This window comes from Campylobacter concisus, from assembly GCF_002914195.1.
Lineage (GTDB): Bacteria > Campylobacterota > Campylobacteria > Campylobacterales > Campylobacteraceae > Campylobacter_A > Campylobacter_A concisus_M.
The window spans coordinates 44,958-69,048 of the sequence record NZ_PPAU01000113.1 but is presented as its reverse complement, the minus strand read 5'-3'; the positions used below and the strand labels follow the sequence as shown (position 1 = coordinate 69,048).

Genomic DNA, 24,091 nt, shown 5'->3' with positions numbered 1-24,091 from the left:
GAATAAGTGTTAAATTTTGAAATCTAATTTTTTTGTAGCTTGTTGTGTAAGCCTTTAATGATCTCTGAAATTTTTTGCATTATTTCGATTTTATTTGGTTTTTGTGATTTTCTAGTATCTTCGCGAAACTTCTCATAGTATTTTAGTTTTAGCTTTAAAATGGCCTCTTTAAGGCTATCTTCACTAGAAGCTACGTTTGAGCTCTCATCAACATAAATTTCTCTAACAAGCACCGCATTATCTTCAATATTTGGCAATAAAACAGCCTGAAAATAATCTTTATGGTGCAAGAAGAATTTCTCCTCAAGCTCGTTTAAAACGATAGCTTCGTAATTTTTATTTGCTAGCATACTCTTTAAAACACTAAATTCCAAAATATCAGTTTTATCTTTTTTTTGAACCGTTTGCTTATTTGTTGTTGTAGCATTTGTAAAATTTTGATCTTGTCTATTTATATATCTTTGTCCGTGAAGGCTAAAAGTATTTAGCTCTATTTTGAGTAAATTTGATACCAGCAATTCGTAGCTTTTTGCGATTATTGGCTTTAGAGAATTTGTAAATTCCACTATCTCTTCTAGGCATTTTTGCTTTTGTACTGGACGTGATATGTCGTATTTCTTGGCAACTTGCTCGATATAAAACTCACCAAGCTCAGTCCCAGAGCCAAACATCTCTTTTAGCTCGTTACTTCTACCTGCAAAAACCATATCCGCAGGGTCTGCACCATCTTTTATGATTACAACGCTTCCATCTATTTCGTTTTGCACCAAAAGACGAGATGACTTTATAGCGGCATTTATACCAGCCGAGTCGCCATCAAAACAAAGCACTACGCTTATCTCACCTCTTTTTAAAAGCGGTAAGTGATTAGTCGTAAGCGCAGTCCCAAGCACGGCAACAGCGTTTGTAAAGCCTGCAAAGTGCAGCATGATAACATCTAAATATCCCTCTGTGATGATGATCTGCTTCTTTTCAAAAATACTTTGCCTAGCTAAGTGGTAGCCGTAAAGTAGCTTTGACTTGTCAAAAACCATGCTTTGTGGAGAATTTACATATTTTGCAGGATGATCTGAGATCGTTCTGCCACCAAAGCCAACTAGCTTTGCCGTATGTGCATATATGGGAAATGTAATACGCTCGATAAAACTAGCATAAATTCCCTTCTCGTTTTGCTTTACGATTCCAACTTCAAGCGCCTCTTTTGGCTCGATATTTTCATTTTGCAAAAGTCTAATGGTACTAGCGCTCTCCCCTGCCCAGCCAAGCTCAAATTTCTCGATCATCGCATCATTTATGCCACGAGAATAGATATATCTCACAGCGGCTTCATGCTTGAAAAATTCGCTCCTATAAAAGGCATTTACCTTTTCTAAAATGTGCTTATTTTCTTTTTGTGTTGGGGCTTTATCGCTTGTGTATTCGAGGCTAAAATTTACAAGGCTAGCTATTCTTTCGATAGCTTCTGGATAGGTTAATTTCTCATAATCCATTACAAATTTGATCGCATCTCCGCCGGCCTTGCAAGCAAAACAGTGAAAAATTTGCCTACTTTGACTTATGCTCATGCTAGGATTTCTATCGTCATGAAATGGGCAGACACATTTGTAGTTTGCACCCATTTTTTTAACTGGCAAATAGTGCTCTATAATGTCAACGATATCGATTTGATTTTTGAGTTTTTCTATGGATTTTGGATCTATCATAAGCAAAATTATACAACCGCTTTGTTATAATTAAAGTAAAATTTTATTACAAAGTATGAGCGTGGATATTTTTTTCATTGGACACAGAGATCCGATATTTAGCCTTATTATTTTATTTAGCATTATTTTGATGATAGCCGCATTAAGCTATGCTTGGGGTATTTTTTCGAGCAAAGATGAGAAAAAAAGAATCGAAAAATTTATAAGAAAATTTGATAACAAAGACGGTATAAGTAGCGAGCATAAGCAAATGCTACAAAGCCCAGAGATAGACGCTCAAAGCCTTTGCATGCTAGGGCAAACTTTCGCTAAAAATGGTGATTTTGAAAAATCAATTAGTGTTTATCTCATAGCGCTTGGCAAAGTTAGAGATAAAAATGAAAAAGAATTTATCCTAAACGAGCTTGGAGAGGTCTATTTTAAGGCTGGATTTTTAAAAAAAGCTAGCGAAGTCTTTGAAAAAGTGCTTGAACTAAGCCCAAGAAATGTGCTTGCACTTCGCTTTTTAACGATGATAGATGAAAAACTTAAAAACTACAAAGAAGCCCTTTATGCGCTAAATTCTCTTGAAGAGCTTGGTGTAAATGTAAAAGATCAAAAAGCCTATATAAAGGCGATCAGCACGCTTGATGATAGAAATTTAAGCTTTAATGAAAAGGTAGAAATTCTCTCCCACCTTAGCCAAAATTTTGAGCTTTTAAAGCGTATGATCTTGGCACTTTTCATAAGGCACAATGAAAATTTAGAAAATTTAAAAGATTTTGCTCGTTTTGAAGATGTGATCGATCTGCTTTACAACCTAAAAACGCCTATAAATTTAAGCGATCCAAAGTACAAATCACTCTTTTACGCAAAGGGCGATATAGATGAGCCATGTGAAATTTATGGTTTTGAGCTAAACGTCATCAAAAAGCTAAAAGACGCTAAATTTGACGCAGCAGGACTAAGCTTTAACTACGTTTGCAAAAGCTGCAAAAACTCATTTCCTATGCATTTTTACCGCTGTCCAGTCTGTCACGAGCTAGGAAGTGTCAAAATTTTATCCCACATCACAGAAAAAGCAAGTGAAGATAGTAACACTTTTTAGCGACGGCTCGTGTCTTGGAAACCCTGGAGCTGGTGGCTGGGCATATATATTGAGATTTAACGAAGCACAGAAAAAAGCAAGCGGCGGCGAGGCATATACGACAAATAATCAAATGGAGTTAAAAGCTGCGATAATGGGGCTAAAAGCGCTAAAAGAGCCCTGTGAAGTGAGGCTATTTACCGATAGCTCATACGTGGTAAATAGCATAAATGAGTGGCTTTCTAACTGGCAAAAGAGAAATTTTAAAAACGTAAAAAATGTAGAGCTTTGGCAGGAGTATTTAGAAATTTCAAAGCCTCACAAAGTCGTGGCAAGCTGGGTTAAGGGGCACGCTGGACACCCTGAAAACGAGGAGTGCGACCAGATGGCAAGGGACGAGGCATTAAAAATAAAAGATGAGAATGAAAGATGAAAATTTTAGAAGAATTTGAAAATAGTCTTGGATATAAATTTAAAAAAACTGAACTTTTAGAAGAGGCACTAACACACAAGAGCACCAAACAGGCGTTAAATAACGAAAGGCTCGAGTTTTTGGGCGATGCGGTGATGGATCTGCTCGTGGCTGAGTATCTTTTTAAAAAATTTAGCAAGATCGCAGAGGGCGACATGAGTAAGCTAAGAGCTGCGCTTGTAAATGAAAAAAGCTTTGCAAATATGGCAAGGCATCTAAAAATGGGTAAATTTTTAAGGCTAAGCACGGCTGAAGAGAATAATGGCGGACGCGAGAAAGATAGCATTTTAAGCGATGCATTTGAGGCAGTGATAGGCGCTATCTACCTTGAGGCTGGACTTGATAAGGTGCGAGAAATTTCGATCGCTCTGCTTGAGCTTTGCTATCCACAGATCGACTTTGCACACCTAGAAAAGGACTACAAAACCGCTCTTCAAGAGGTCACTCAGGCCAGTCTTGGTGTAATACCATCGTACGAGCTCATCGGTACGTCAGGTCCTGATCATAAGAAAGAATTTGAGATAGCCTTGCTACTAAATGGTAAAGAAATTTCACGTGCCGTTGGTAGCTCTAAAAAGCAAGCCCAACAGCTCGCAGCAAAAATCGCACTAGAAAAAATCAAAAAATAGGAAAAATTTTGAATACATTTGGCAAAAAACTAACATTAACAACCTTTGGCGAGAGCCACGGGGTGGCGATCGGCGGTGTGATAGACGGACTTCCAGCTGGGCTAAAGATTGATACAGATTTCATCCAAAGTGAGCTAGATAGACGCCGCCCTGGACAAAGCAACTTTACAACTGCAAGAGATGAAGCCGATAAGATAGAAATTTTTAGTGGCGTCTTTTATGGCATGAGTACTGGTGCGCCAATAGGTTTTGCCATTTTTAATAACAACCAAAAGTCAAACGACTATGAAAATTTACGTGAAATTTTTCGCCCAGGCCATGCAGATTTTACATATCTTAAAAAATATAGCTTTAGAGATCACAGAGGCGGCGGACGCTCAAGCGCAAGAGAAACGGCCGTTAGAGTAGCTGGTGGGGCTTTTGCGCAGCTGCTTTTAAATGAGTTTAATATAGAAATTTTAAGTGGAGTACTTGGCATAGGCAAAGTTTTTAGCGACAAAATAGACTTTAACTTTGCTAAAAATTCTCAAATTTATGCTCTTGGCAATGAAGAAGCGATGAAAGAAGTGATAAATAAAGCTAGAAGCGAGCACGATAGCGTAGGAGCTGTGGTTTTAAGCGTGGCTAGAGGAGTGCCAGCTGGTCTTGGTGAGCCACTTTATGATAAGCTAGATAGCGCGTTAGCAGCGGCTTTGATGAGCATAAATGGTGTAAAGGCCGTTGAGATAGGCGCTGGCGTGAATGTAAGCTCTATGATGGGCTCAGCAAACAATGACGAGATGGACGAGCTTGGCTTTTTGAGCAATAACGCTGGTGGCATACTTGGCGGTATAAGCAGTGGTGCCGAGATCGTGCTAAAGAGTCATTTTAAGCCAACACCTTCGATATTTAAAGAGCAAAAGACGCTAAATTTAGCTGGCGAAGTGGTAGACTTTGAGCTAAGAGGCAGGCATGATCCTTGTATAGGCATACGAGGAAGCGTCGTTGCAACCGCGATGATAAGGCTAGTTATCGCCGATATGTTACTACTAAATGCTAGTACAAAGCTTGAAAATTTAAAGAAAATTTACGGTTAAATCTATAAAAATGAGTAAAATTTAGTGGCCTAAAAGCCACTAAATTTTAGAATCTATAAGCAAACTGAAGTTTTGTGCTGCTTTGATCTTTTTTACCAAAAGATTGTGCTATGCCAAAATTTATGAGTGTTGCATAAGTTGGCGTATATCTTAGACCGACCTTAACCTCCGAGCTTGTTCCTTTTTGAGTTAGGCTGATCTCCTCGTCTTCTTGGATCACTGCTATTTTTGATTTTGTATTAAATTTATACTCAGTGCTAATTTTTCCATAAGGATTAAATTTACCAGCATCATAGGCTATTTTTGAGTAAATTTTAGCTCTACTTGATGTAACTCTGCTAAATTTTAATGTGCTTTGTCCGATATCTGCCTCATCGCTACCGACATAAGAGAGTGCGTAGTTTAGCCCACCATCAAGTATAAAGCTATCAAATTTTATCTTTTTGCCGACACCAAAGCTAGCATTGTAGTATGGCATCGAGATTTTATAATCTACATCTTTTGCATCAACCTTAGTTTGACTCCTACCAGCTTTTTGCCATGAGATCGATATAAAAATCACGTGAAAAATTTAGCCTTAAAAAATACCAAGTCCATAGTTTCTAACTCTACCATCTATTTTGACATCTTCATCGCTGTTATCAAATGTTGGTATAGCAAAAGCTCCGAGCATAGACTCGCCATTTTTATTTTTACTTTGCTAGAATTTACATCACTTCTATCTGTTAAACCAATATAAACACCTGATTGTCTACTTTTTTCAATAGAAGGTCCAGTTAGTTATATTAACTTCTTTATGCATTGCATTTACCCTAACTCCGCTAGTAAAATTTATCCATTTTACTTATTTTGTTTCTAAAAAATTTTTATTAGAAATTTTAGCCTTAAGATCAATTTTTCAAAAACGAACTTTTACTAATTTTCATCTATAATCACTACATGAAAAACGAAGCACAAAAATTTTATGCCGTCATTGATCTAAAGTCATTTTACGCCTCAGTTGAGTGTGTGGAGCGAGGGCTTGATCCGTTTAAAGCCGATCTAGTCGTGGCTGACGATAGTCGTGGCAACGGAAGTGTTTGCCTAGCCGTTAGCCCAGCTCTTAGAGCAAAAGGTGTGAAAAATAGATGCAGGCTTTTTGAGATACCAAAGGCTATAAAATTTATCATCGCACCGCCTAGAATGCAGTTTTACATCGACTATGCTGCTAAAATTTATGAGATATATCTAAAATACGTCTCAAAAGATGATATCTATGTCTATTCTATCGATGAGGCCTTTATCGATCTTACTTCTTATGTTAAATTTTATAATACCGATGCAAAATCCATAGCCAAAAAGATAATGGATGAAATTTTAAAAACTACTGGCGTGACGGCCACCTGTGGCATGGGTACAAATTTATACCTCGCAAAAATTGCCCTTGATATCCTGGCTAAGCACAGTGATGATGGGATTGCATTTTTAGACGAGCAGCTTTACAAAGAACGTCTTTGGACGCATCAACCGCTAGATGACTTTTGGCGTATCGGTAAGCAAACTAGGCTAAAGCTGGAAAAACATGGAATTTTTTGTATGAAAGATATATCAAATGCTCCGCGAAGCTTACTTGAGAAATTTTTTGGAGTTGATGCCTATATAACGATAGATCACGCAAATGGCATAGAGCCAACGACAATAGCTGACATAAAAGCCTATAAACCAAGCACAAAATCCTATTTTAGCTCTGAAATTTTACCAAGAGACTACGAACGTTGTGAGGCGGTAGTCGTACTAAAAGAAATGGCTGATAGACTAGCACTTAGGATGATCAACAAAGAAGTAATGGCGAGCGGAATAACGATAAATATAAAATTTGCCGACAAACTCGAGCCACACCAGCGTGCTAGCGTTCGGTTTAAGACACCAACAAATGTTTCAAGCATGCTGATGAATTCAGCCGAAGAGTTACTCTTAAATAAGATAAAAAATGTTGGACTGATTAGGCAAATTAGCATCAGTGCAAATGACGTAGTAAAAGAGAGCCTCGCTCACTCTAGTCTTTTTGAGGATGATACTAAAGAAAAGGCTGTTTTAAAATCCCTAAATCTCATAAAAGAAAAATTTGGTAAAAACTCGGTTTTAAGAGCGATCGATCTACTGCCAGAAGCCACTGGAAAAGATAGAAATAAAAAGATCGGAGGGCACAAAAGTGGCGAGTAAAGATAGAGCAAAAATTTTTAGCTCGTTTAATCCTCTCTCAACCTTAGAGCGAACCCTGCGGTCAAGAGAGCGAGAAAAATGCGAAAAACTAGAGCTTGACGAGAGCAAGGTCGATGAAATTTTAAAAAAGATAAGCGAGCTAAGACCGGCTGATGAAGTATATGTGAGCTATCATGACGGCTACGCCTATACAAGTGCTAGCGGACTAATATCTGACGTAAATTTCAAAAATAAAACTCTTATGATCGTAAAAACTAAGATCAAATTTGAAGATATAAATGAGGTGGAGATAGTTAGAAGACATTAAACCATTTTAAAATTTAGCCCCCAAGCGAGGGCTAAATTTATATAAATTCTACAAAGATTGTAAAATTTTTGGTTTAGAAAACGCAGTGATCGGCTTGATCTCGCCTTTATATTTTTCCAAATTTGCAAGGATCGTGTGTCCGCAGTTGCTTTGAGCGATACTAGATGTACCTTTGTCGCGAGTTAGGACATTGACGCAGCCATGCTTGCAAAGGCTCTTCTCACCTAGCACTTCAGGATCGTACCATGCGCCTTCGCAGATGGCGATGACGTGCTCTGGGATGATGTCAGTGACAAGCGCACCGACCAGAATTTCGCCCCTGTCGTTAAATACTCTCACCACGTCGCCAGTTGCGATGCCTTTTGCTTTGGCGTCATTTACGTTTATTAGCATTGGCTCGCGCGCGCATACTTCAGCGTAGTTTCTGATCACGGAGTTATTTAGCTGTGAGTGGAGGCGGTATCTTGAGTGCGGGGTTGTGACGCTAAATGGATACTTTTTGGCTTTTTCGCTGCCAAGCCACTCAAACGGCTCGATCCAAGCAACGTGTGGCGCAAAGTCTTTGTAGCCAAATTTAGCGATAGTTGGAGAGTAGAGCTCTATCTTGCCAGATGGCGTGCCTAGGCGGTTTTTGTGAGGATTTTCTCTAAAAGCACTAAGTCTTGTGTAGTATCTGCTCGCTTCGTCATCTTGCTCAAATCTAACATATCCCTCTTTCCAAAACTCGTCAAAGCTTGGCATCTTGACATTTATGCCCTTAGCTTGCTCAGCTGCGTCTGCGTAAAATTCTTTCGCCCAGCCAAGCTCATCTTTGCCCTCTGTAAAGACCTCTTCTCTGCCCCAGCGTTTGCAGATTTGTGAGCAGATCCAGTAATCGCTCCTGCTCTCGCCCATAGGCTCTACGACAGGCTTATAAGCCACGATGTACTCGTTTGTAGGCACGCTTTGGTTGATGTCATTTCTCTCGACTTCAAGGGCTACTGGCAAGACGATGTCGCTTAGTTTTGCTGTGCTTGTCCAAAATGGCTCAGCGGTTATTACGGTGTCAAATTTACGCCACGCTTTTACGGCGTTATTTACATCCTGATGTCTTGTAAACATCGATCCAGACGCCATGTAAGCCACTCTCATGTGTGGTAGCTTGATCTTTGAGCCGTCATAGTCTATCTCTTTGCCAGGGTTTTGCAAAGCCTCGATCGATCTTGAAGATGGGATGGTGACGTTTTTAAATTTCTTCCAAGGAGCGCCATCTACGTTGTCGTATTTCTCGCTGATGCTGGTGCTGATGCCTTTTAGTGACGGAGCGATCTTGTCTGTAGCGCCATTTGAGTGGTAGAGGTTAAACTCAAACCCAAGACCCTCTTTGCCAATCTGACCTAGCATCGCACTAAGTGTTACGATGCCCCAAAAGCCCATCTCGCCGTGATCTTGTCTTTGAAGTGACCTGCCTGCGATGATGACGCTTGGCTCTTTCGCAAGCGCTGTTGCAAATTTAGCGATATCTTCGGCTTTTACGCCACAAATTTTGCTCGCCCAGTTGATATCTTTGACCACTTTGTCGGTTGTGCCAAGTAGGTAGTCTTTAAATTTATTAAAGCCAACTGTGTATTTTTTGATAAATTCTTCGTCATAAAGCTTGTTTTCATATAGATAGTGGCACATGCCAAGCATCATTGCTACGTCGGTATTTGGACGAACGATGATAGCTTCAGAGTCAAGGTATCTTGTGGTGTCGTTTTTAAAGACGCAAACGCTATAAGTTTTTATGCCTGCCTCTTTTATCTTTTTGATGCCAAGATAGCCATCATGTGTTGGTGGCTGCCATGAAATTTGATCAGTTACAAGTGGGTCAGTGCCCCAAAATACAACATTTTTAGCGTTTTTAGCGATAGCCTCCCACTTTGTCGGAGCATCATAAACGGCGCTGTTGCCTAGGACGTGAAGCATGATAACAAGGCCAGCACCCGTTGAGTAGTCGCCGCTCTCTTCTACATATCCGCCAAGCACTTTTAGCATCCTGTGACCAACAGTCCTACCCCAGCTGATCTTGCCGCTACCGCCCCACCAGTAGCACTCGCCGTAGATGCTCTCAGGGCCATACTTATCAAAATTTTCTTTTAAGGCTTTTGCTGCTAGATCAAGGGCAGTATCCCAGCTAACGCGCACAAATTCCTCTTTGCCACGAAGCTCGCTCTTTGCTGCGCCTTTTGCTTTTAGATAGCTCTTTCTCACGTATGGATAGAGCACGCGGCTCTCGTTTTGGATGAGGTCTGGCAAGCTGTTGTTCATGGTATTTGGAAATTTATCGCCCTCAAACGGATCGACGGAGACGATTTGGTTTGAGTTGGTATTTGCCCAAAATAGCCCAAATCTATTTGCGCCAAAGGTCTTGCTTTGATCAAAGATGGTCTTTGTCACGCCCTCTATCTTGTTTGCCTGCGCTGCTGTGGCAGCAAGTGCAGAAAATTTTATAAAATCTCGTCTTTTCATATTTTCTCCCTTATGAAAATTTATTTTACTTTTTTGGCATTGTGTTGTAGGTATTTAAGCACTAAATTTAGGTCAGTTTCGTCAAGTGCAACAAATTTCGCATCGACCATTCCAGCTAAATTTGCTGGCCACTGAGCCGCTGTAAAGCTATTTGGCTCATGAAGTCTATGACATGCTGAACAAGTCTCTTCGTAAATTTGTTGTGCTTTTGCATAAAGATTTTTTGTATCGCCACCAAGTACGTCATTTGGTATCTCATAAACACCCTCTGCTTGGTACCATACTTCGCCATACTCATCTTCAATATCTTTTACTTTTTTAAAATTTGTCCCACTTTCATAATTAAAAGCAATAAAAACTTCCGGATCTTCTATACTTCTTTGAAGCTGGGCTAAATAGTTCGTTGAAACCACACCATTAACTTTTATCTTGCTCGTCTTTTCACCTTTTTCTATAACCTCAACTGGCGTTAAAACCTCGATCTTTCCGATCATCTTGCCATCTAGCGTTATATTGGCATCTTTTGCGATGACATCGGCACTAAAAGCAAGACTACATGCTAAGACAGGGGCTAAAAATAGCATTTTCATATTGCAATCCTTAAAAATAAAATTTAAAAAAATCTTATAACCTAATGGCTTAAAATTACATTGTTATATTTAGCTTTATTTAAGAAAGTTAATATTCATTTTTATTAAAAATAAGATTTGGCAGAAAATTTATCAATGAGTTTTATTGGATGGCTTAATTGCTGAAGGTATAAGTAAAATTTTTCTAGCTTACAAGCTCTGTAAAAATTTTAATTATGGATCTAGTGAAGTAAAAATTTAACTTTACTTCACTAGCTACTATAAAAAGTATGGTAAAGTTTTTATAAACTTAAAAACATAAATTAGTAAACCTCTTACAGTATTTATAAATATACTAAAAGTTACTACTCTACATTGCTGGCTATGCTAAGACTTTCTAGAGTTTTATCGTTTTAAAATTTTTGTCAAAACGCCTTATTGTCAATTTAACAGCTTTGCTTACCGCCTAGCTCGCACGCCTTTTTTCGCATTTGCTTTGCCTTTTTCGCGTCTTTTTTTACTTGCTCGTATCTGTTTTCGTTGAAATTTCCCTCATACAGCCACGCCGCTCTCGCGCAGCCGCCTACGTAGCCTAGCTTACACGAGCGCTCGTAATACTCCATCATCTCGCCAATATCGCCTCCCGTTCGCTCTATCATCCAACCCACGTTGTAGCATCCGGGAGCGTATTTTTTGTTGCATAGGGTATTGTTTATCGCAAACGACTGCACCTCGTCGCCCAGCTCTTCTTGTATGAAATTGGCTAACGCCAAGCAACCGGGTAAATACTCGTAAAGGACGCAGCTAGCCTTGTAATACGCGCTAATCTTAGTCTCGCGCTCGCTCTTATCCGCGGCTTTTACTAGATTATTTTTATAAAGTTCGCCCAGATAAAAGCAGCCCTCGCCGTCTCCTTTGGCGCAGGCTAGGCTAAATAGCCCCTCCGCCGCGCCGTAGTCTTGCTTTAAGTTTGCCGCTACCATGCCCGCTTGCACGCACTCTTTAGTAGCGTTTAAGTCGGGATTTTTGCATTTTTTGAGCTTTTCTAGCGTATCTGCGGCTAGCAAGGGCGAAAGGCCGGGCTCGCTAGCGAATAAATTTATCGCCGCAAGCAGCGCAAATAATAAGATTTTCATTTTTATCCTTTAAATTTACCTAACCCCGCGCTTTGGCGATGCAAGCGGCGACGGCATCCATCAAGGCGCCGCGAAATCCGCCTTTTTCAAGCGCGGCAAGTCCTTCGATCGTGGTTCCCGCCGGCGAGCAGACCTCGTCTTTTAGCGCGGCCGGGTGCTTACCGCTTTGGATCAGATGCGTCGTCCCTTCCACGGCTGCCGCAACGGCGTCGTAGCAAAGCTGTCTAGGCAGTCCGCCCCGCACGCCGGCATCGGCCGCAGCCTCGATAAAGGCGCACGCATACGCGGGCAGGCTTCCCGCGATGCCCGTAAATGCGGCAAAACCGACCTCGTCTATCTCGTAAATTTTGCCTATTTTTGCGATTATCTCGCGCACGGTCTCTTTCTTAGGCTCGCTAAATCCCGCGTCAAAGCAAAGAGCCGTGGCCGACGCGCCGATGCAAGCTGCGATATTTGGCATCGCGCGAGCGATATAAACGCCCTCGCCCGTGATTTGCCTAGCGCGCTTTATGCCAAAATTAGGCGCTAAAAGAAGCAAAATTTTGCCCGCAAGCTCGGGTGCGATCAGGCGCAAGATAGCCTCGTAGCTAGCGGGCTTAGTAGCCAGCACGACCGCGTCCGCTTCGCGCGCTAGATTCGTTTCGCTCGCGGCTATTTTTACGCCAAATCTCTGCCGCAAAGCTTCGTTTTTGCTTCTAGCATAGGCTATGATTTCAAATTTCGTCTTTTTTTCGCATTCGCGCGGGCTCGCGTTTTTATCCGTTTGCGCTAAATTTTCCGCCCCGCGCGCCTCGCTGACATCTAATTTTTGCTCGTCCTCGGCCGAGCTTTGCACTGCGTCGGCCTCGTCAGATTGCGCTCGCCAAAGTGCCTCTATCATCGCGCCGCCCATATTTCCGCCGCCGATAAAGCCGATTTTAGGATTTTTCATTTTGCCGCCTTTTTTATAGTGCCGATTTTGACCGCCTTGCCGGCAAGCGCCTCGCGTACCGCCGCGCTATCCGCCCAGACGGCGCCCGTAACCTGCCCGGGCATCAAGGTATAAACGCCGCCCGTCTGCGTCTCATCGCTAGCCTTAAACTCGTTGCCCACGACTAGCTCATAGACGTCCTTCGTGTCGTTTTCAAATTTGATCGCCGCTTTTAGCGTCGGCGCTTCGCCCTGTTTTGCTGCGCCCGCATACTGCTCGAGCATGTTTTTACTAAGCTTGCCGTAGACGTCGCCGTCTTGGCCTAGATATATCCGCACGGCGCGCTTATCCGAGTTTTTGCCGCCCTTTTCGCCCTTGCCTACGCTAACGCTCATCTCGTAGGCGGTTTCTCCCGTCGGGAAATCCTTAAATTTAGCGTCCGGGACGAAAACCCGCACGTTGTCCGTTACCGTTTTCGTCTCGTGCGTCTGCGGCGTTATACCCGTTAGCACTATCGTGGATTTCACGTCCGAGCCTTTATCCGAAACAAGCGCAGAAATCGGCACCCGCGTAAGCAGCGTCGTCTCGTAGCAGCCGCTAAAAATAAACGCCGCGGCGAGAGCAAAGATAAATTTTAGTTTTTTCATCGGTTTCCTTTAAATTTTCGCCGATTCTAGCATAAACTAAGCATTTTTATATTGATTATATTAAAAGTAAAAATAGAAAAGTAAGTATGGTATTTTAAAGCATAAATGGTTTTAAGATTGATAAATTTTAAATGAGAGAGAGTGGCTCTATTTCGTCTTAAACAAAGCCAACTTAAATAAATAATGCAAAAAAGTATGAGAAATTTATGTAAATTTTTTGCTGTTTTTAGAGTTTAATTATTAGCCCCTTTACAAAGGGGCTAGATGATAAAATTTGATTAGAGTTTTGCTTTTCTTTTGCGTTCTGTTGGATCTAAATAGCGCTTGCGAACGCGGATATTTATAGGTGTAACCTCGACTAGCTCGTCATCCTCGATCCACTCTAGCGCGCGCTCAAGGCTTAGCTTTCTAGGTGGCACTAGTTTGATCGCATCGTCGCTACCGCTAGCACGCACGTTTGTTAGGTTTTTACCCTTGATAGGATTTACGTCAAGGTCGTTTGGACGGCTGTGCTCACCGATGATCATGCCTACATAGACTTTTGCTTGCGGATCAAGGAAAAGCACACCACGATCTTGTAAGTTAAATAGCGAATAAGCAAGCGTTACGCCGTTTTCCATCGAAACTAAAGCACCATTTGTTCTGTGTTCGACGGTGCCACTTAGTGGTCTAAATTCCAAAAAGCTGTGGTTCATAACGCCCTCGCCCTTTGTATCAGTCAAAAACTGGCTTCTAAAGCCGATAAGCCCGCGCGCTGGGATCTCAAACTCGATCCTTGTTTGGCCGTCACCTGTTGGGTTCATAGAGACCATTTCAGCCTTTCTTTTGCCTAGTTTTTCTATGACTGTGCCTGTCGTATCATCAGGTGCGTCGATAACCAAAAGCTCATATGGCTCACATTTTACGCCATTTATCTCTTTTACTATAACCTCAGGTCTGCCAAGTAAAAATTCATAGCCCTCGCGGCGCATATTTTCAGCCAAAATAGTAATCTGAAGCTCACCACGGCCACTTACTTTAAATTTGCCCTCGCCGATATTTTCGTATTTCATCGCGATATTTGTCTTCATCTCGTTTGCAAGGCGCTCATCGATTTTGTTTGATGTGACGTGTTTGCCCTCAGTGCCTGCTAATGGGCCGTCATTTACAGAAAATACAACGCTAAGTGTTGGCTCTTCGATATGGAGAGGATCGAGCGGATGAGGATTATTTGGATCAACGACACTATCGCCAACATCAAGCGCATCAAAACCAGCGATCGCTACGATGTCACCAGTGCCAGCCTCGTTAATATCGGTTCTTTCAAGACCCATAAAGCCAATTAACTTTGAAATTCTACCAGTTGTCTTTGTGCCATCAGCCTTTGCAAGCATAACATTTTGGTTTTTAGATATCTTGCCGTTAAAAATTCTCGCAATACCGATCTTACCGACGTAGTTATCATAATCAAGCGTGAAAACTTGAAGCTGAAGTGGGTTTTCATCACTACCGCTTGGAGCTGGTACGTGAGCTAGGATAGTCTCAAAAAGTGGCTGCATATCTTTGTTTTCATCGCTTAGTTTTAGCTTTGCGTAGCCATTTTTAGCAGCGGCATAAACGACTGGAAATTCTAACTGCTCGTCGTTTGCGTCAAGTGCGACAAAAAGATCAAAAATTTCATTTATAACGCGGTCTGGATCGCCTGCTGGCTTATCTATCTTATTTACGACGACAATTGGGCGAAGTCCTAGTGAAAGTGCTTTTTTGACGACGAATTTAGTTTGTGGCATAACGCCCTCTTGCGCATCGACAAGTAGCAAAACGCCATCAACCATCTTAAGAACACGCTCTACCTCACCACCAAAGTCGGCGTGGCCTGGGGTGTCAATGATGTTGATCTTTGTATCTTTGTAACGAATGGCGGTGTTTTTAGAAAGGATCGTGATGCCACGCTCTCTTTCGATGTCATTGCTATCCATTACACGCTCGCCAAGGTTTTGATGCTCATTAAATGTTCCTGACTGTTTCAAAAGCTCATCAACCATTGTTGTTTTACCGTGGTCGACGTGTGCGATAACGGCTATATTTCGTATCTTTTCCAAATTTTTCTCCGTTTATTAGTTTGCTATTTTTCGTTTGTCAGTTTTAAAATAGGGGCAGATTATAGCCAAATTTTTATAAATTTTAAGCTGATATCAAGAAATTAATTTTTGGAATAGATTTTGCATGTTTGGCATTAAGTTTAAAAATTTGAAAGGTTTAAATGCAAGCTTATACAGCGAAAAACAACGTAGATTTGCTGGCTCCTGCTGGAGGTAAAAAGCCATCTGCTTCTAAGAAATCCCAAAACAACGGCGAATTTTTGTCGATGGTTTTAGATGCAGCTGCGAGTAAGGCAAATAGCGGCCAAAAAATCACTGAAAAAGATGTCAAAGAGATAGTAAAAACGGTTAATACTCAAAAAGAGATACTGCAAAAAGCTCAAAGCGAAAATGCAGCAAAAATTTCGGCCGCACTTGAAGAAAATTTAGACGAAAATACAAAAAATGAGCTCTATGAAAATGCAAATTTCATGCAGCTTTTGCAAGTTTTAGAAATTCTAAATGGCAATGAAAAAGTAAGTAAATTTCCAAATTTTAGCGACAAAATAGCAAATTTCTTAAGTGTGCCTGAAAACGTCGAAGAGCTTAGTAATGTTAAGAGTGTTAGCGATCTTATCGACCTTGCCAAGAAATTTGACCTTGGCCTTGAAAATATAGAAATTTCAAATGAAGATGTGCCAAAACTAAATGAGATGTTTAAAAATTTAGGCAAGAAAGAATTTTTCACACCGATAAAGACCGAAGAGAAGTCTTTTTACCTAAAAGAGCTAAAAAATGAAGTCGAGCAAACCATCATCAAAAATGAACCAAAAGAGGTCGTAAAGCTTGATACCTTATTAAAAGAGGTAGTGGCAAATCCAACTAATGAAACTAAAAATTTAGTCAAAGAAGAGCCTAAAAAGCTAGATGATAGCGAAGTAAAGCTTGATGATGAGATAGTGGATGTTGAGCCAGAGGAGCAGCCTAAAGTAAAGGTAAATTTACACGAGCAAAAGGCGCAAAAAGCTCCAACTCTTGAGTCGCTACTCTTCCCTGAAAGAGAACAGCAAAAAAATGAGAATTTAGAGAGCAAAGAGACATTTAACAGCGATAATAAATCAGAACTAAATCAAATGGTAAAAGATATCGTTAGTAGCGCCAAACACCAGCTTCAAACAAAGGCTGAGATAAAAGAGACGCTTAGTAACTTCTCTTCTACACTAAAAGAGCAGGTTCAAAACTACAAAGCTCCAATCACTCGTTTTAACATAACGCTTAATCCTCTAAATTTAGGCGAGGTCGAGATCACAATGGTAAATCGAGGCAACAACTTACATGTAAATTTTAACTCAACCACGGCTACGATGAATCTCTTTTTACAAAACCAAGCTGAGTTTAAAAATAGCCTTGTAAATATGGGATTTACCGAGCTTGAGATGAATTTCTCAGATCAAAACCAAAGACAAGACAAAAGAGAACAAGCAAAAAACAAATATAGCTCAAATCAAAGTGATGAGAGCGAAAACGCTCAAGCGGAACAAAGCTTGCTTGAGCTAGTAATACCAAGATATATTTAGGAGAGATTATGGCTTCAGTTTCAGATATCACAACACAAACAACACAACAAAAAAATGCTGAAAGAAAAGCTGCAGCAAAGCAGGCAGCCGCGAGTAGTACAGGAACAAACCCAAATTCTCAGCTAGATAAAGATGCATTTATGAAGCTACTTTTAACAGAGCTTCAGTATCAAGACCCAACAAGCCCTATGGATACTGAAAAAATGCTTACGCAAACTAGCCAACTAGCTTCACTAGAGATGCAACAAAATACAAACTCAGCTATGAAAGAGCTTGTAAATCAATTAAAATCAAATGCAAATGCCTACGCCATATCAGCTCTTGGCAAAATGGTCTCAACTGGTTCAAACTCAGTTTTACTAACAGATGAGCAAAAAACTGTGAATTTTGCACTTTATTTTAAATCAGATCTTGCAAATGGTAAGCTTGAAATTAAAAATGCAAATGGAGAGGTCGTTCGTTCAATCGATATAAAAGATCTAAAATCAGGAGTTCGCAGAATATCTTGGGATGGTAAAGATGATTCTGGAAAACAATTACCAAATGGTGCATATACAGTCTCTGTTAATTACACTGGAAAAGATGGTAATTCATACAAGACTCAAGTAGGTAGCTATCCGGTTGAAGCAGTAAAATTTGTAGATGGTAAAGCCATGATAAAAATCGCAGGCGAATATGTCCCAATGGATAAAATATCTGAATTTTACGAAGGATAAAAGCCATGATGAGAGGTTTTTACAACGGAATTAGTGGCATTAAAACACAAAGCTTTGGTATGGATGTTTGGGCAAATAATATCTCAAATATCAACAACGTAGGTTTTAAAGCTTCAATTCCTGAGTTTAAAAATTTAATCAATCAACATATGGCTTCCGCTGGAAGTGGTCCAACTAACAATCAAGTAGGTCTTGGAGCTACGAAACAAACGACAGCTTTAAAGATGACAAATGGTAGTTTTCAAAATACTGATAATAACTTTGACCTAGCCATAGGCGGTAAAGGCTTTTTTGGTGTCGTTGATAAAAATGGTAGAAACTACTACACAAGAACAGGTAGCTTCGATATAGATGGGGCTGGAAATTTAGTAGACAATAAAGGTAACCTGCTTCTTGGTACGTTAACAAGTTTTACTCCAGTCACCCCAAGTGCTAATGCTCTTAGAAAATATGGTCAAACAAAAGGTACCACGCAGGCATTTACTGCAAAAGAAGAGGATCTAAAACTAGGCGATACTGGCTCACAAAAAGGTATAAATTTACCTCATTTTTTATATATGCCAGCCAAGCAAACAAAAAATATAAATTTAAAAGGTAACCTAGACTCAAGCCTTATAACAGATAAGCGAACAACAGCCATTGATGCGGCAAATTTTAATTATACACTCGATAATACAAACAAAACTATCTCACTAAATGGACAAATCCCACTAAGTCAGACGAACTTTGGCGCAAAAGCAGGTGACAGCGTGGTGGTAAAAGTAAAAGACGGTGATGGTAAAATTAGTGAGTTTTCAACCACACTAGAGAGCGATGGTAGCTGGCATATAAACAATAAAAGCCTAAAATTTATGAATTTTGCTAGCTTAGATGTAAAAGCCGAAGTTACATCACTAGTTGAAGTAGCTAATAAAGAAAAACTAAGCTCAGAGATATATAACAGTGATGGTACAAAGAGCTTATTAACTATAAATTTTATAAAGCAAATCCCTCAAGGTGGCAATCAAACTACCTGGAATGCCACAGCTACTATAACTGATGCTAATGGTGTTGTACAAAACACAGCCATGGGAACACTTACTTTTGATGGTAGCGGCAGGCTTGTTACAAATACATTAACAAGCGTTGGAAACGTGGCTTTAAATTTTCTTGGCGATGGAGATGCAAATGTCTATAATGGCATAACAAGCTCGGCTAATTCAAAAAAAGACTTTGTCATAAAAGCAGATGGCTACGCCGAAGGAAATCTCTCAAAATATAGCGTCGATGACCGTGGAAATATCATGGCAAATTTTGACAATTCTCGTTCATTTATAGTTGCAAAAATAGCACTTTATCACTTCCAAAACGACCAAGGTGTGGCAAAAGTTGGTGATAATCTCTATGAAGCAACTCCAAATTCAGGCGAAGCATTTTTTTACAAAAATAAAGCTGGTGAGACCATTTATGGTTCACAAATTCTTTCAAATAAACTTGAAATGAGTAACGTCGATCTTGGTCAAGCGCTAAGTGAGGTTATCGTTACGCAAAAGGCTTATGAGGCTAGTGCAAAAAGTATCACAACAAGCGACGAGATGATTCAGACTGCTATTCAGATGAAGAAATAATCTTCATATTAAACGATGACTAATATTTAAATTAAAAATTTAAATATTAAATAGTAGCTTCAAGAATAGATTTTGACTTCACTGATCAAAAACTCATAAACCCTTTGTTGCACTAAAATTTCTTCCTCACAGCCACTCATCAAGCGACGAAGATGTGAAAAATCTATCTTTTTAGCGTATCGCTTGTGATCTTTTAGATCTTTATCTATACTTAAAAGAAGTGCATCAAGCGTGATCCTGTCGTTTCTTTTAACTCTTGCTATATACTCTCTAACAGTTTGTATTAAGAAGTCTTTTCTAGTTTGGTCGTTTTCATAAATTTCACTTACGATGTCATTTAAAACGTAAAAATCATCTTCATCTGGGTCAAATTTAGCTGAAATCATAGCAGCAAAAATTTTTGCACGAAACTCTAAAGACTTGTGGTGATAGATGAAAAAATCCCTAAAAGCCGATAAAAAGCGAAGTTTGATCTTTCCTGGCATTGCCCTACTTTTCGTGAAATTTATGTGAGATTATATACTCTTAAAGCTAAATTTTAAAAAATGTAACTATAAAACAAAATTTAAGTATAGTTTCTGTATGATTGCGAAGCTCCTTCTTAGACCTGTGCAATGCTTTTTATGAGCACCGCTTCAGGGTGGGAACACAGCAGAGCACTTGTATTAAGTGTGTGCCGCAGTTATCTGAGAGGGGGTCTTTCTAAACCAAAATGTTCATTAAAATCATCGCAAATTTCTAGAAAATCCACTCCATCAATCTTAGGTTTTTCACTAAAAAATTTATACATATTATTAAAGCCGTCAGTTAGCTCTTTTGACTTGACGCCGTAGCTTATAGAAATTCCAGCTTCTATGTAGGCTGAGAGCTTGTCGCAGTATTTTAGCGCTTTGCCATCGATTGGGTTAAATTTATCCTCATTTACGTTCTCCATAGTCCCTTCGTGGCAGATGATCTTGCGCTCATATGTTCTATTTTCAAACTCATCTTTGATAAATTTCTCACCATCTTTTCTGATGCCAAGGATGTAGCTAAACTCATCTTTGATCTTTTCCGGTACAAATGGCAAAATCCTCTCATCAATAAGCCTCATCTCATACTCGCTGATGATCTCATTTAGCCCCTTTACGCCGTATTTTACAGGGCTTATGATATCTCTTGTGAGACTCTCTGGTAGGTCGTGAAATAGTGCGCAAAAGAAGTTATTTTCTAAACGTTTTTTGCAAGCTTTTGCTTTTAGCGAGTAAAAGTAGCTAAGTATCGCAACAACTAGCATATGTCCTAAGACCGCAGTTTCGGGAATGCGAGGCGTTTGCGCCCAGCGTTTTTGAAACCTTAGCCTACCACTTAGATCAACAAGGCGGGCTAATTTTTGATTCATAGCGATCTTTCTAACACCAATTAGCTCATAATAATCCTCCATCTCCTCTTCAACCTTCGCCTTAAGCTCGTCGATGTCGCTTAAAAACTGGCTCGTTTGATAGACGATGGAAAATTCCCATCTCGTGGCAAGATAGCTGGCTGCTTTTAAGATAAGACGCTCTTTTTCGTGAGTTTTGTCGTTTTTATAGTGGTTTTTAAACCTCTCCAAAAACTCGCCACCCTCGATATCCGAGATGAGCGTTTCAAGGTTACTTAAAACCCAGCTATTTATCTGCTCTTTTTTTGTCTTTTGGATGTGGTGAAAGACGTCTGGACGTATGTCAGTGACTACGACCCTACTTAAAAACTCAAAAATTCCAGCCTCAATGATATAGTTCATATCGGCATCTTGCTCTTGTTTTGCTATGAAATAAGCGATGATAAATTTATGAGCCTGCTTATCAAGCTCGACTAAATTTGCCATCTTTGGATAGTCGTTCCAACGTGATATAGATGCTGCTTTAAAGATATGTTCTATAAGCTTAGCACTTATCATTATTTATCCTTTTTGACTACTTTTGGCTTCTTATCATCTGCGTAGCTTATCTTTCTAAAGCCCTCTTTATTTGAGCTTCTTCTTGGTTTGTCATCTTTTTTGAATTTATCATCTCTGCCGCCTCTGCTGCCAGTGCCTCTACTGCTAATACGATCGCTTGTACTACGTCTTTCGCGTGGAGCTCTGTCGCTAAAGCTACTTCTCTCTCTAGTTCTTGGAGTAAATTCTTTCTCCTCAACTGGCTTTTTCACCACTAGATCAGAGCTGATCTCAATAACTGTATGGACATTTCCACGTGGGTTAAAATCCCCTACTATCTTCATAAATTTTGGCTCAAGTTTTTTATCTAAAACAGAATAAATTTCATTTATACTATCTTCGTGGCTGATGTTGCGGTTCATAAAGCTATTTATATAAAGCTTTATCGCTTTTAGCTCAACAACTAGCTTATTTGGAATATACTCAAGATATATCGTCGCAAAGTCAGGATAACCAGAGCGAGGGCAAAGGCAGCAAAATTCAGGCAGAGTGATCTTTATGACATAGTCCCTTGTTTGCTTATTTTCCCAGACCTCAAGGTCACTCTCTACGTCAAATTCTTTCAAAATTTTCTCGCCATATTTCATCTCTAGCTCTTCGCTCATTTTTTATCCTTTATTTTTTGCTAATTAGATCAAATTTAATTTGATCACCTTTTAAATATCTAAGTGTTTAACGTCTTTTGCATGGTCTTGGATGTAGTTTCTTCTTGGCTCGACCTCATCGCCCATAAAGAGATTAAACGTGTCAGAAGCACTTATAGCATCGTTTATATCGATCTTTAAAAGTCTTCTGTTCTCAGGGTTCATCGTAGTCTCCCAAAGCTGCTCAGGGTTCATCTCACCAAGACCTTTGTAGCGCTGGATGTATGCACCTTTTTTAGCATTTTTCTCTACTTCATCAAGCACGTCTATAACATCACTATGCAAGTCTAGGCCACGCTCTTTTATCTTTTGGCTGATGTAAAGCGCCTCTTCATAGAGTGGGTTTGTAAATAAATTTTCATTTACCACAAGCTCTTCTAGGCCGCTTTCAGTTTGGACATAAATCCTAACCTCACCTTCGCTAACGTAGTGATTTAGGATGTTGTGACCCTCAGCTTTTAAGAAATTCTTTAAAATTTCAAAAATTTCATTGTAGCTTTTTGAAACGATGTCTGGATTTTCTATCATATAGCGGATCGCTGAAAGGACGTTAAAGCGTTTTTCAAGCTCTTTTAAGACGCTTCTATAAGCTGCAACGATCTTTAAGAAATCAATCAAATCAGCACTACCGATACCCTCTATATCAACGCCTTCGATACCAGTTTCGATAAGAAATTCATTTAATGCCTTTTCATCTTTTAGATAAATTTCTTTCTTACCTTTTTTATAGCGGTAAAGTGGCGGCTGAGCTAGGTAGATGTGACCATTTTCAACAACTTTATTTAAAAATCTAAAGAAGAAAGTTAAAAGTAGTGTCTGAATGTGGCTACCATCGACGTCGGCGTCGGTCATAATGATGATCTTATGATATCTAAGCTTCTCAGCGTCAAATTCATCTCCGATACCGCAACCTAGCGCTGTTATCATATTTTTTATCTCATCAGACTTTAAAATTTTATCTAGTCTTGCCTTTTCAACGTTTAGAATTTTACCCTTAAGCGGCAATATCGCTTGAAAAACTCTATCACGACCCTGCTTTGCAGAACCGCCCGCAGAGTCGCCCTCCACTAGATATAGCTCGCTAATTACTGGATCTTTGCTCTGACAATCAGCTAATTTGCCAGGGAGTGTGCCTACACTCATGCTCTCTTTTTTGCGAGTTAGATCCCTAGCTTTTTTAGCAGCTTCTCTACCACGAGCTGCCATTAGAGCTTTATCCATTATCGCTCTTGCTTCGATAGGATTTTCTTCAAAATACTTTGTAAGCACATCAAAAACCATCTTTTGAACGATAGGTTTTACGTAGCTTGAGCCTAGTTTGCCCTTTGTTTGTCCCTCAAACTGCGGCTCTGGCACCTTTACGCTAACAACTGCGATAAGTCCCTCGCGGATATCTTCGCCAGTTATTTTTGTATCTTTTTCACGTGCAGCAGCGTTTGCTGAGACATAGTTCGTGATAACTCTTGTAAGGCCCGCTCTAAATCCGGCTTCGTGTGTACCGCCATCTGGAGTTTTGATATTATTTACAAAGCTTAGTAAATTTTCACTATAAGTGTCATTATAAAGCAAGGCAAAATCAACCATAACGTCATCTTCGCCGCCACTAAATGAGACTGCTTTACTAACAGCATTTGCCTTGTTCATATCAGTTACAAAGCTCTCTAACCCGCCCTCAAAATGAAAGCTCTCGCTTCTGCCATTTCTTTGATCTTTGAAATTTATAGTTATCTTTGGGTTTAGATAGGCTAGCTCGCGAAATCTTTTTACTAAAATTTCATCGTCAAATTCAGTCACTTCAAATATGCTATCATCTGGCCAAAACTCGACTTGCGTACCTGTGCGGTTTGTAGTTTTTATAACTTCAAGATCGCTTTGTGGGATACCTTTTGCAAATTCTTGTCTGTGAAGCTTGCCATCGCGTTTGATATTTACGACTAGCTTTTTAGAAAGGGCATTTACGACAGATACACCAACGCCGTGAAGACCACCAGAGACCTTATAAGTATCCTTGTCAAATTTACCACCTGCGTGAAGCACTGTCAAAACAACAGTCGCAGCTGAAATTTTCTCAGTTGGGTGCATATCTACTGGGATACCACGGCCATTATCGCTAATGATAGCTGAGCCCTCACGTGTAAGCTCAACGTCTATCGTATCGCAGTATCCTGCCATCGCCTCGTCGATAGAGTTATCAACGACTTCGTAGATCATATGGTGAAGACCGCTTATGTTAGTGTCACCTATATACATGCCTGGGCGTTTCCTGACCGCCTCAAGCCCTTTTAGTACTTTAATATTTTCTGCGCCGTAATTATTTTCCATA

At 40.0% G+C, this 24,091-nt stretch carries 21 protein-coding genes and 1 other RNA gene; 10 read left to right on the top strand and 12 right to left on the bottom strand.

What is annotated here, in order from left to right; genetic code table 11:
* Positions 1 to 23 precede the first annotated feature (23 nt).
* Complete coding sequence (dnaG, locus tag CYP28_RS07930) at positions 24 to 1,703, bottom strand: DNA primase (RefSeq protein WP_103593834.1); 1,680 nt, start codon at positions 1,701 to 1,703, stop codon at positions 24 to 26.
* Between the two features lie 55 nt (positions 1,704 to 1,758).
* Here dnaG and CYP28_RS07925 point away from each other — a divergent pair, with 55 nt between their 5' ends.
* From CYP28_RS07925 to aroC, 4 genes are read left to right on the top strand one after another with little or no spacing between them, the layout of a single operon-like run.
* Positions 1,759 to 2,790, top strand: coding sequence for a tetratricopeptide repeat protein (locus tag CYP28_RS07925; protein WP_258032504.1), 1,032 nt, complete (start codon positions 1,759 to 1,761; stop codon positions 2,788 to 2,790).
* Positions 2,768 to 3,202, top strand: a complete 435-nt coding sequence (rnhA, locus tag CYP28_RS07920; protein ID WP_021090299.1) for a ribonuclease HI — start codon at positions 2,768 to 2,770, stop codon at positions 3,200 to 3,202. Before CYP28_RS07925 ends, rnhA begins: the two co-directional genes overlap by 23 nt.
* On the top strand, positions 3,199 to 3,870 hold the full coding sequence (rnc, locus tag CYP28_RS07915) for a ribonuclease III (protein ID WP_103593782.1): 672 nt from the start codon (positions 3,199 to 3,201) through the stop codon (positions 3,868 to 3,870). Before rnhA ends, rnc begins: the two co-directional genes overlap by 4 nt.
* Before the next feature lie 8 nt (positions 3,871 to 3,878).
* Positions 3,879 to 4,946 carry a chorismate synthase gene (gene aroC, locus CYP28_RS07910; RefSeq protein ID WP_103593781.1) on the top strand — a complete coding sequence of 356 codons (1,068 nt, stop codon included), beginning with the start codon at positions 3,879 to 3,881 and terminating at the stop codon, positions 4,944 to 4,946.
* A gap of 46 nt (positions 4,947 to 4,992) precedes the next feature.
* Here aroC and CYP28_RS07905 read toward each other — a convergent pair whose 3' ends face one another.
* A complete protein-coding gene (locus CYP28_RS07905) occupies positions 4,993 to 5,508 on the bottom strand; it encodes an autotransporter outer membrane beta-barrel domain-containing protein (RefSeq protein ID WP_103593780.1) in 516 nt (171 codons plus the stop codon).
* 377 nt (positions 5,509 to 5,885) lie between these two features.
* Between CYP28_RS07905 and CYP28_RS07900 the strand changes: the two genes are divergently transcribed.
* Both CYP28_RS07900 and CYP28_RS07895 read left to right on the top strand, forming a co-directional pair.
* Positions 5,886 to 7,148 carry a DNA repair protein gene (locus CYP28_RS07900; protein ID WP_103593779.1) on the top strand — a complete coding sequence of 421 codons (1,263 nt, stop codon included), beginning with the start codon at positions 5,886 to 5,888 and terminating at the stop codon, positions 7,146 to 7,148.
* A complete protein-coding gene (locus CYP28_RS07895) occupies positions 7,138 to 7,455 on the top strand; it encodes a YolD-like family protein (protein WP_258032503.1) in 318 nt (105 codons plus the stop codon). Before CYP28_RS07900 ends, CYP28_RS07895 begins: the two co-directional genes overlap by 11 nt.
* 48 nt (positions 7,456 to 7,503) lie before the next feature.
* Here CYP28_RS07895 and CYP28_RS07890 read toward each other — a convergent pair whose 3' ends face one another.
* The 6 genes from CYP28_RS07890 to typA all read right to left on the bottom strand — a co-directional run bounded on the left by CYP28_RS07890 (position 7,504) and on the right by typA (position 15,288).
* Positions 7,504 to 9,945, bottom strand: a complete 2,442-nt coding sequence (locus CYP28_RS07890; protein WP_103593778.1) for a molybdopterin-dependent oxidoreductase — start codon at positions 9,943 to 9,945, stop codon at positions 7,504 to 7,506.
* A gap of 20 nt (positions 9,946 to 9,965) precedes the next feature.
* Positions 9,966 to 10,535, bottom strand: coding sequence for a hypothetical protein (locus CYP28_RS07885; RefSeq protein ID WP_103593777.1), 570 nt, complete (start codon positions 10,533 to 10,535; stop codon positions 9,966 to 9,968).
* A 425-nt stretch (positions 10,536 to 10,960) separates the two neighbouring features.
* Complete coding sequence (locus CYP28_RS07880; protein ID WP_103593776.1) at positions 10,961 to 11,650, bottom strand: tetratricopeptide repeat protein; 690 nt, start codon at positions 11,648 to 11,650, stop codon at positions 10,961 to 10,963.
* Positions 11,651 to 11,669: 19 nt separating this feature from the next.
* Positions 11,670 to 12,581 (bottom strand): pyrroline-5-carboxylate reductase, encoded by a 912-nt coding sequence (gene proC, locus CYP28_RS07875; protein WP_103593775.1) that lies wholly within the window; start codon positions 12,579 to 12,581, stop codon positions 11,670 to 11,672.
* The gene (locus CYP28_RS07870) at positions 12,578 to 13,018 is read right to left on the bottom strand and encodes a hypothetical protein (RefSeq protein WP_242047068.1); all 441 of its coding nucleotides are present in this window, start codon (positions 13,016 to 13,018) and stop codon (positions 12,578 to 12,580) included. The genes proC and CYP28_RS07870 overlap by 4 nt, the downstream gene beginning before the upstream one ends.
* 467 nt (positions 13,019 to 13,485) lie before the next feature.
* Complete coding sequence (gene typA, locus CYP28_RS07865; protein WP_072595308.1) at positions 13,486 to 15,288, bottom strand: translational GTPase TypA; 1,803 nt, start codon at positions 15,286 to 15,288, stop codon at positions 13,486 to 13,488.
* Between the two features lie 161 nt (positions 15,289 to 15,449).
* Between typA and CYP28_RS07860 the strand changes: the two genes are divergently transcribed.
* From CYP28_RS07860 to CYP28_RS07850, 3 genes are read left to right on the top strand one after another with little or no spacing between them, the layout of a single operon-like run.
* Entirely contained in the window at positions 15,450 to 16,844 is a 1,395-nt protein-coding gene (locus tag CYP28_RS07860) for a flagellar hook-length control protein FliK (RefSeq protein WP_103593773.1), read from the top strand.
* A gap of 8 nt (positions 16,845 to 16,852) precedes the next feature.
* Positions 16,853 to 17,560: a flagellar basal body rod modification protein gene (locus CYP28_RS07855; RefSeq protein WP_103593772.1), complete on the top strand. Its 708-nt coding sequence runs from the start codon at positions 16,853 to 16,855 to the stop codon at positions 17,558 to 17,560.
* A gap of 5 nt (positions 17,561 to 17,565) precedes the next feature.
* Positions 17,566 to 19,167, top strand: a complete 1,602-nt coding sequence (locus CYP28_RS07850; protein WP_180997956.1) for a flagellar hook protein FlgE — start codon at positions 17,566 to 17,568, stop codon at positions 19,165 to 19,167.
* A gap of 59 nt (positions 19,168 to 19,226) precedes the next feature.
* Here CYP28_RS07850 and CYP28_RS07845 read toward each other — a convergent pair whose 3' ends face one another.
* The gene (locus CYP28_RS07845) at positions 19,227 to 19,652 is read right to left on the bottom strand and encodes a hypothetical protein (RefSeq protein ID WP_103593771.1); all 426 of its coding nucleotides are present in this window, start codon (positions 19,650 to 19,652) and stop codon (positions 19,227 to 19,229) included.
* Positions 19,653 to 19,765: 113 nt separating this feature from the next.
* On the opposite strand from CYP28_RS07845, the gene ffs reads away from it, so the two are divergent.
* An RNA gene (ffs, locus tag CYP28_RS07840) (signal recognition particle sRNA small type) lies at positions 19,766 to 19,863 on the top strand.
* Here ffs and CYP28_RS07835 read toward each other — a convergent pair.
* From CYP28_RS07835 to gyrB, 3 genes are read right to left on the bottom strand one after another with little or no spacing between them, the layout of a single operon-like run.
* Positions 19,850 to 21,085, bottom strand: coding sequence for an HD domain-containing protein (locus CYP28_RS07835; protein ID WP_103593770.1), 1,236 nt, complete (start codon positions 21,083 to 21,085; stop codon positions 19,850 to 19,852). The genes ffs and CYP28_RS07835 overlap by 14 nt on opposite strands.
* A complete protein-coding gene (gene queF / locus CYP28_RS07830; protein ID WP_258032502.1) occupies positions 21,085 to 21,729 on the bottom strand; it encodes a preQ(1) synthase in 645 nt (214 codons plus the stop codon). The genes CYP28_RS07835 and queF overlap by 1 nt, the downstream gene beginning before the upstream one ends.
* Positions 21,730 to 21,780: 51 nt before the next feature.
* Positions 21,781 to 24,090: a DNA topoisomerase (ATP-hydrolyzing) subunit B gene (gene gyrB, locus CYP28_RS07825; RefSeq protein WP_103593769.1), complete on the bottom strand. Its 2,310-nt coding sequence runs from the start codon at positions 24,088 to 24,090 to the stop codon at positions 21,781 to 21,783.
* Position 24,091 lies beyond the last annotated feature (1 nt).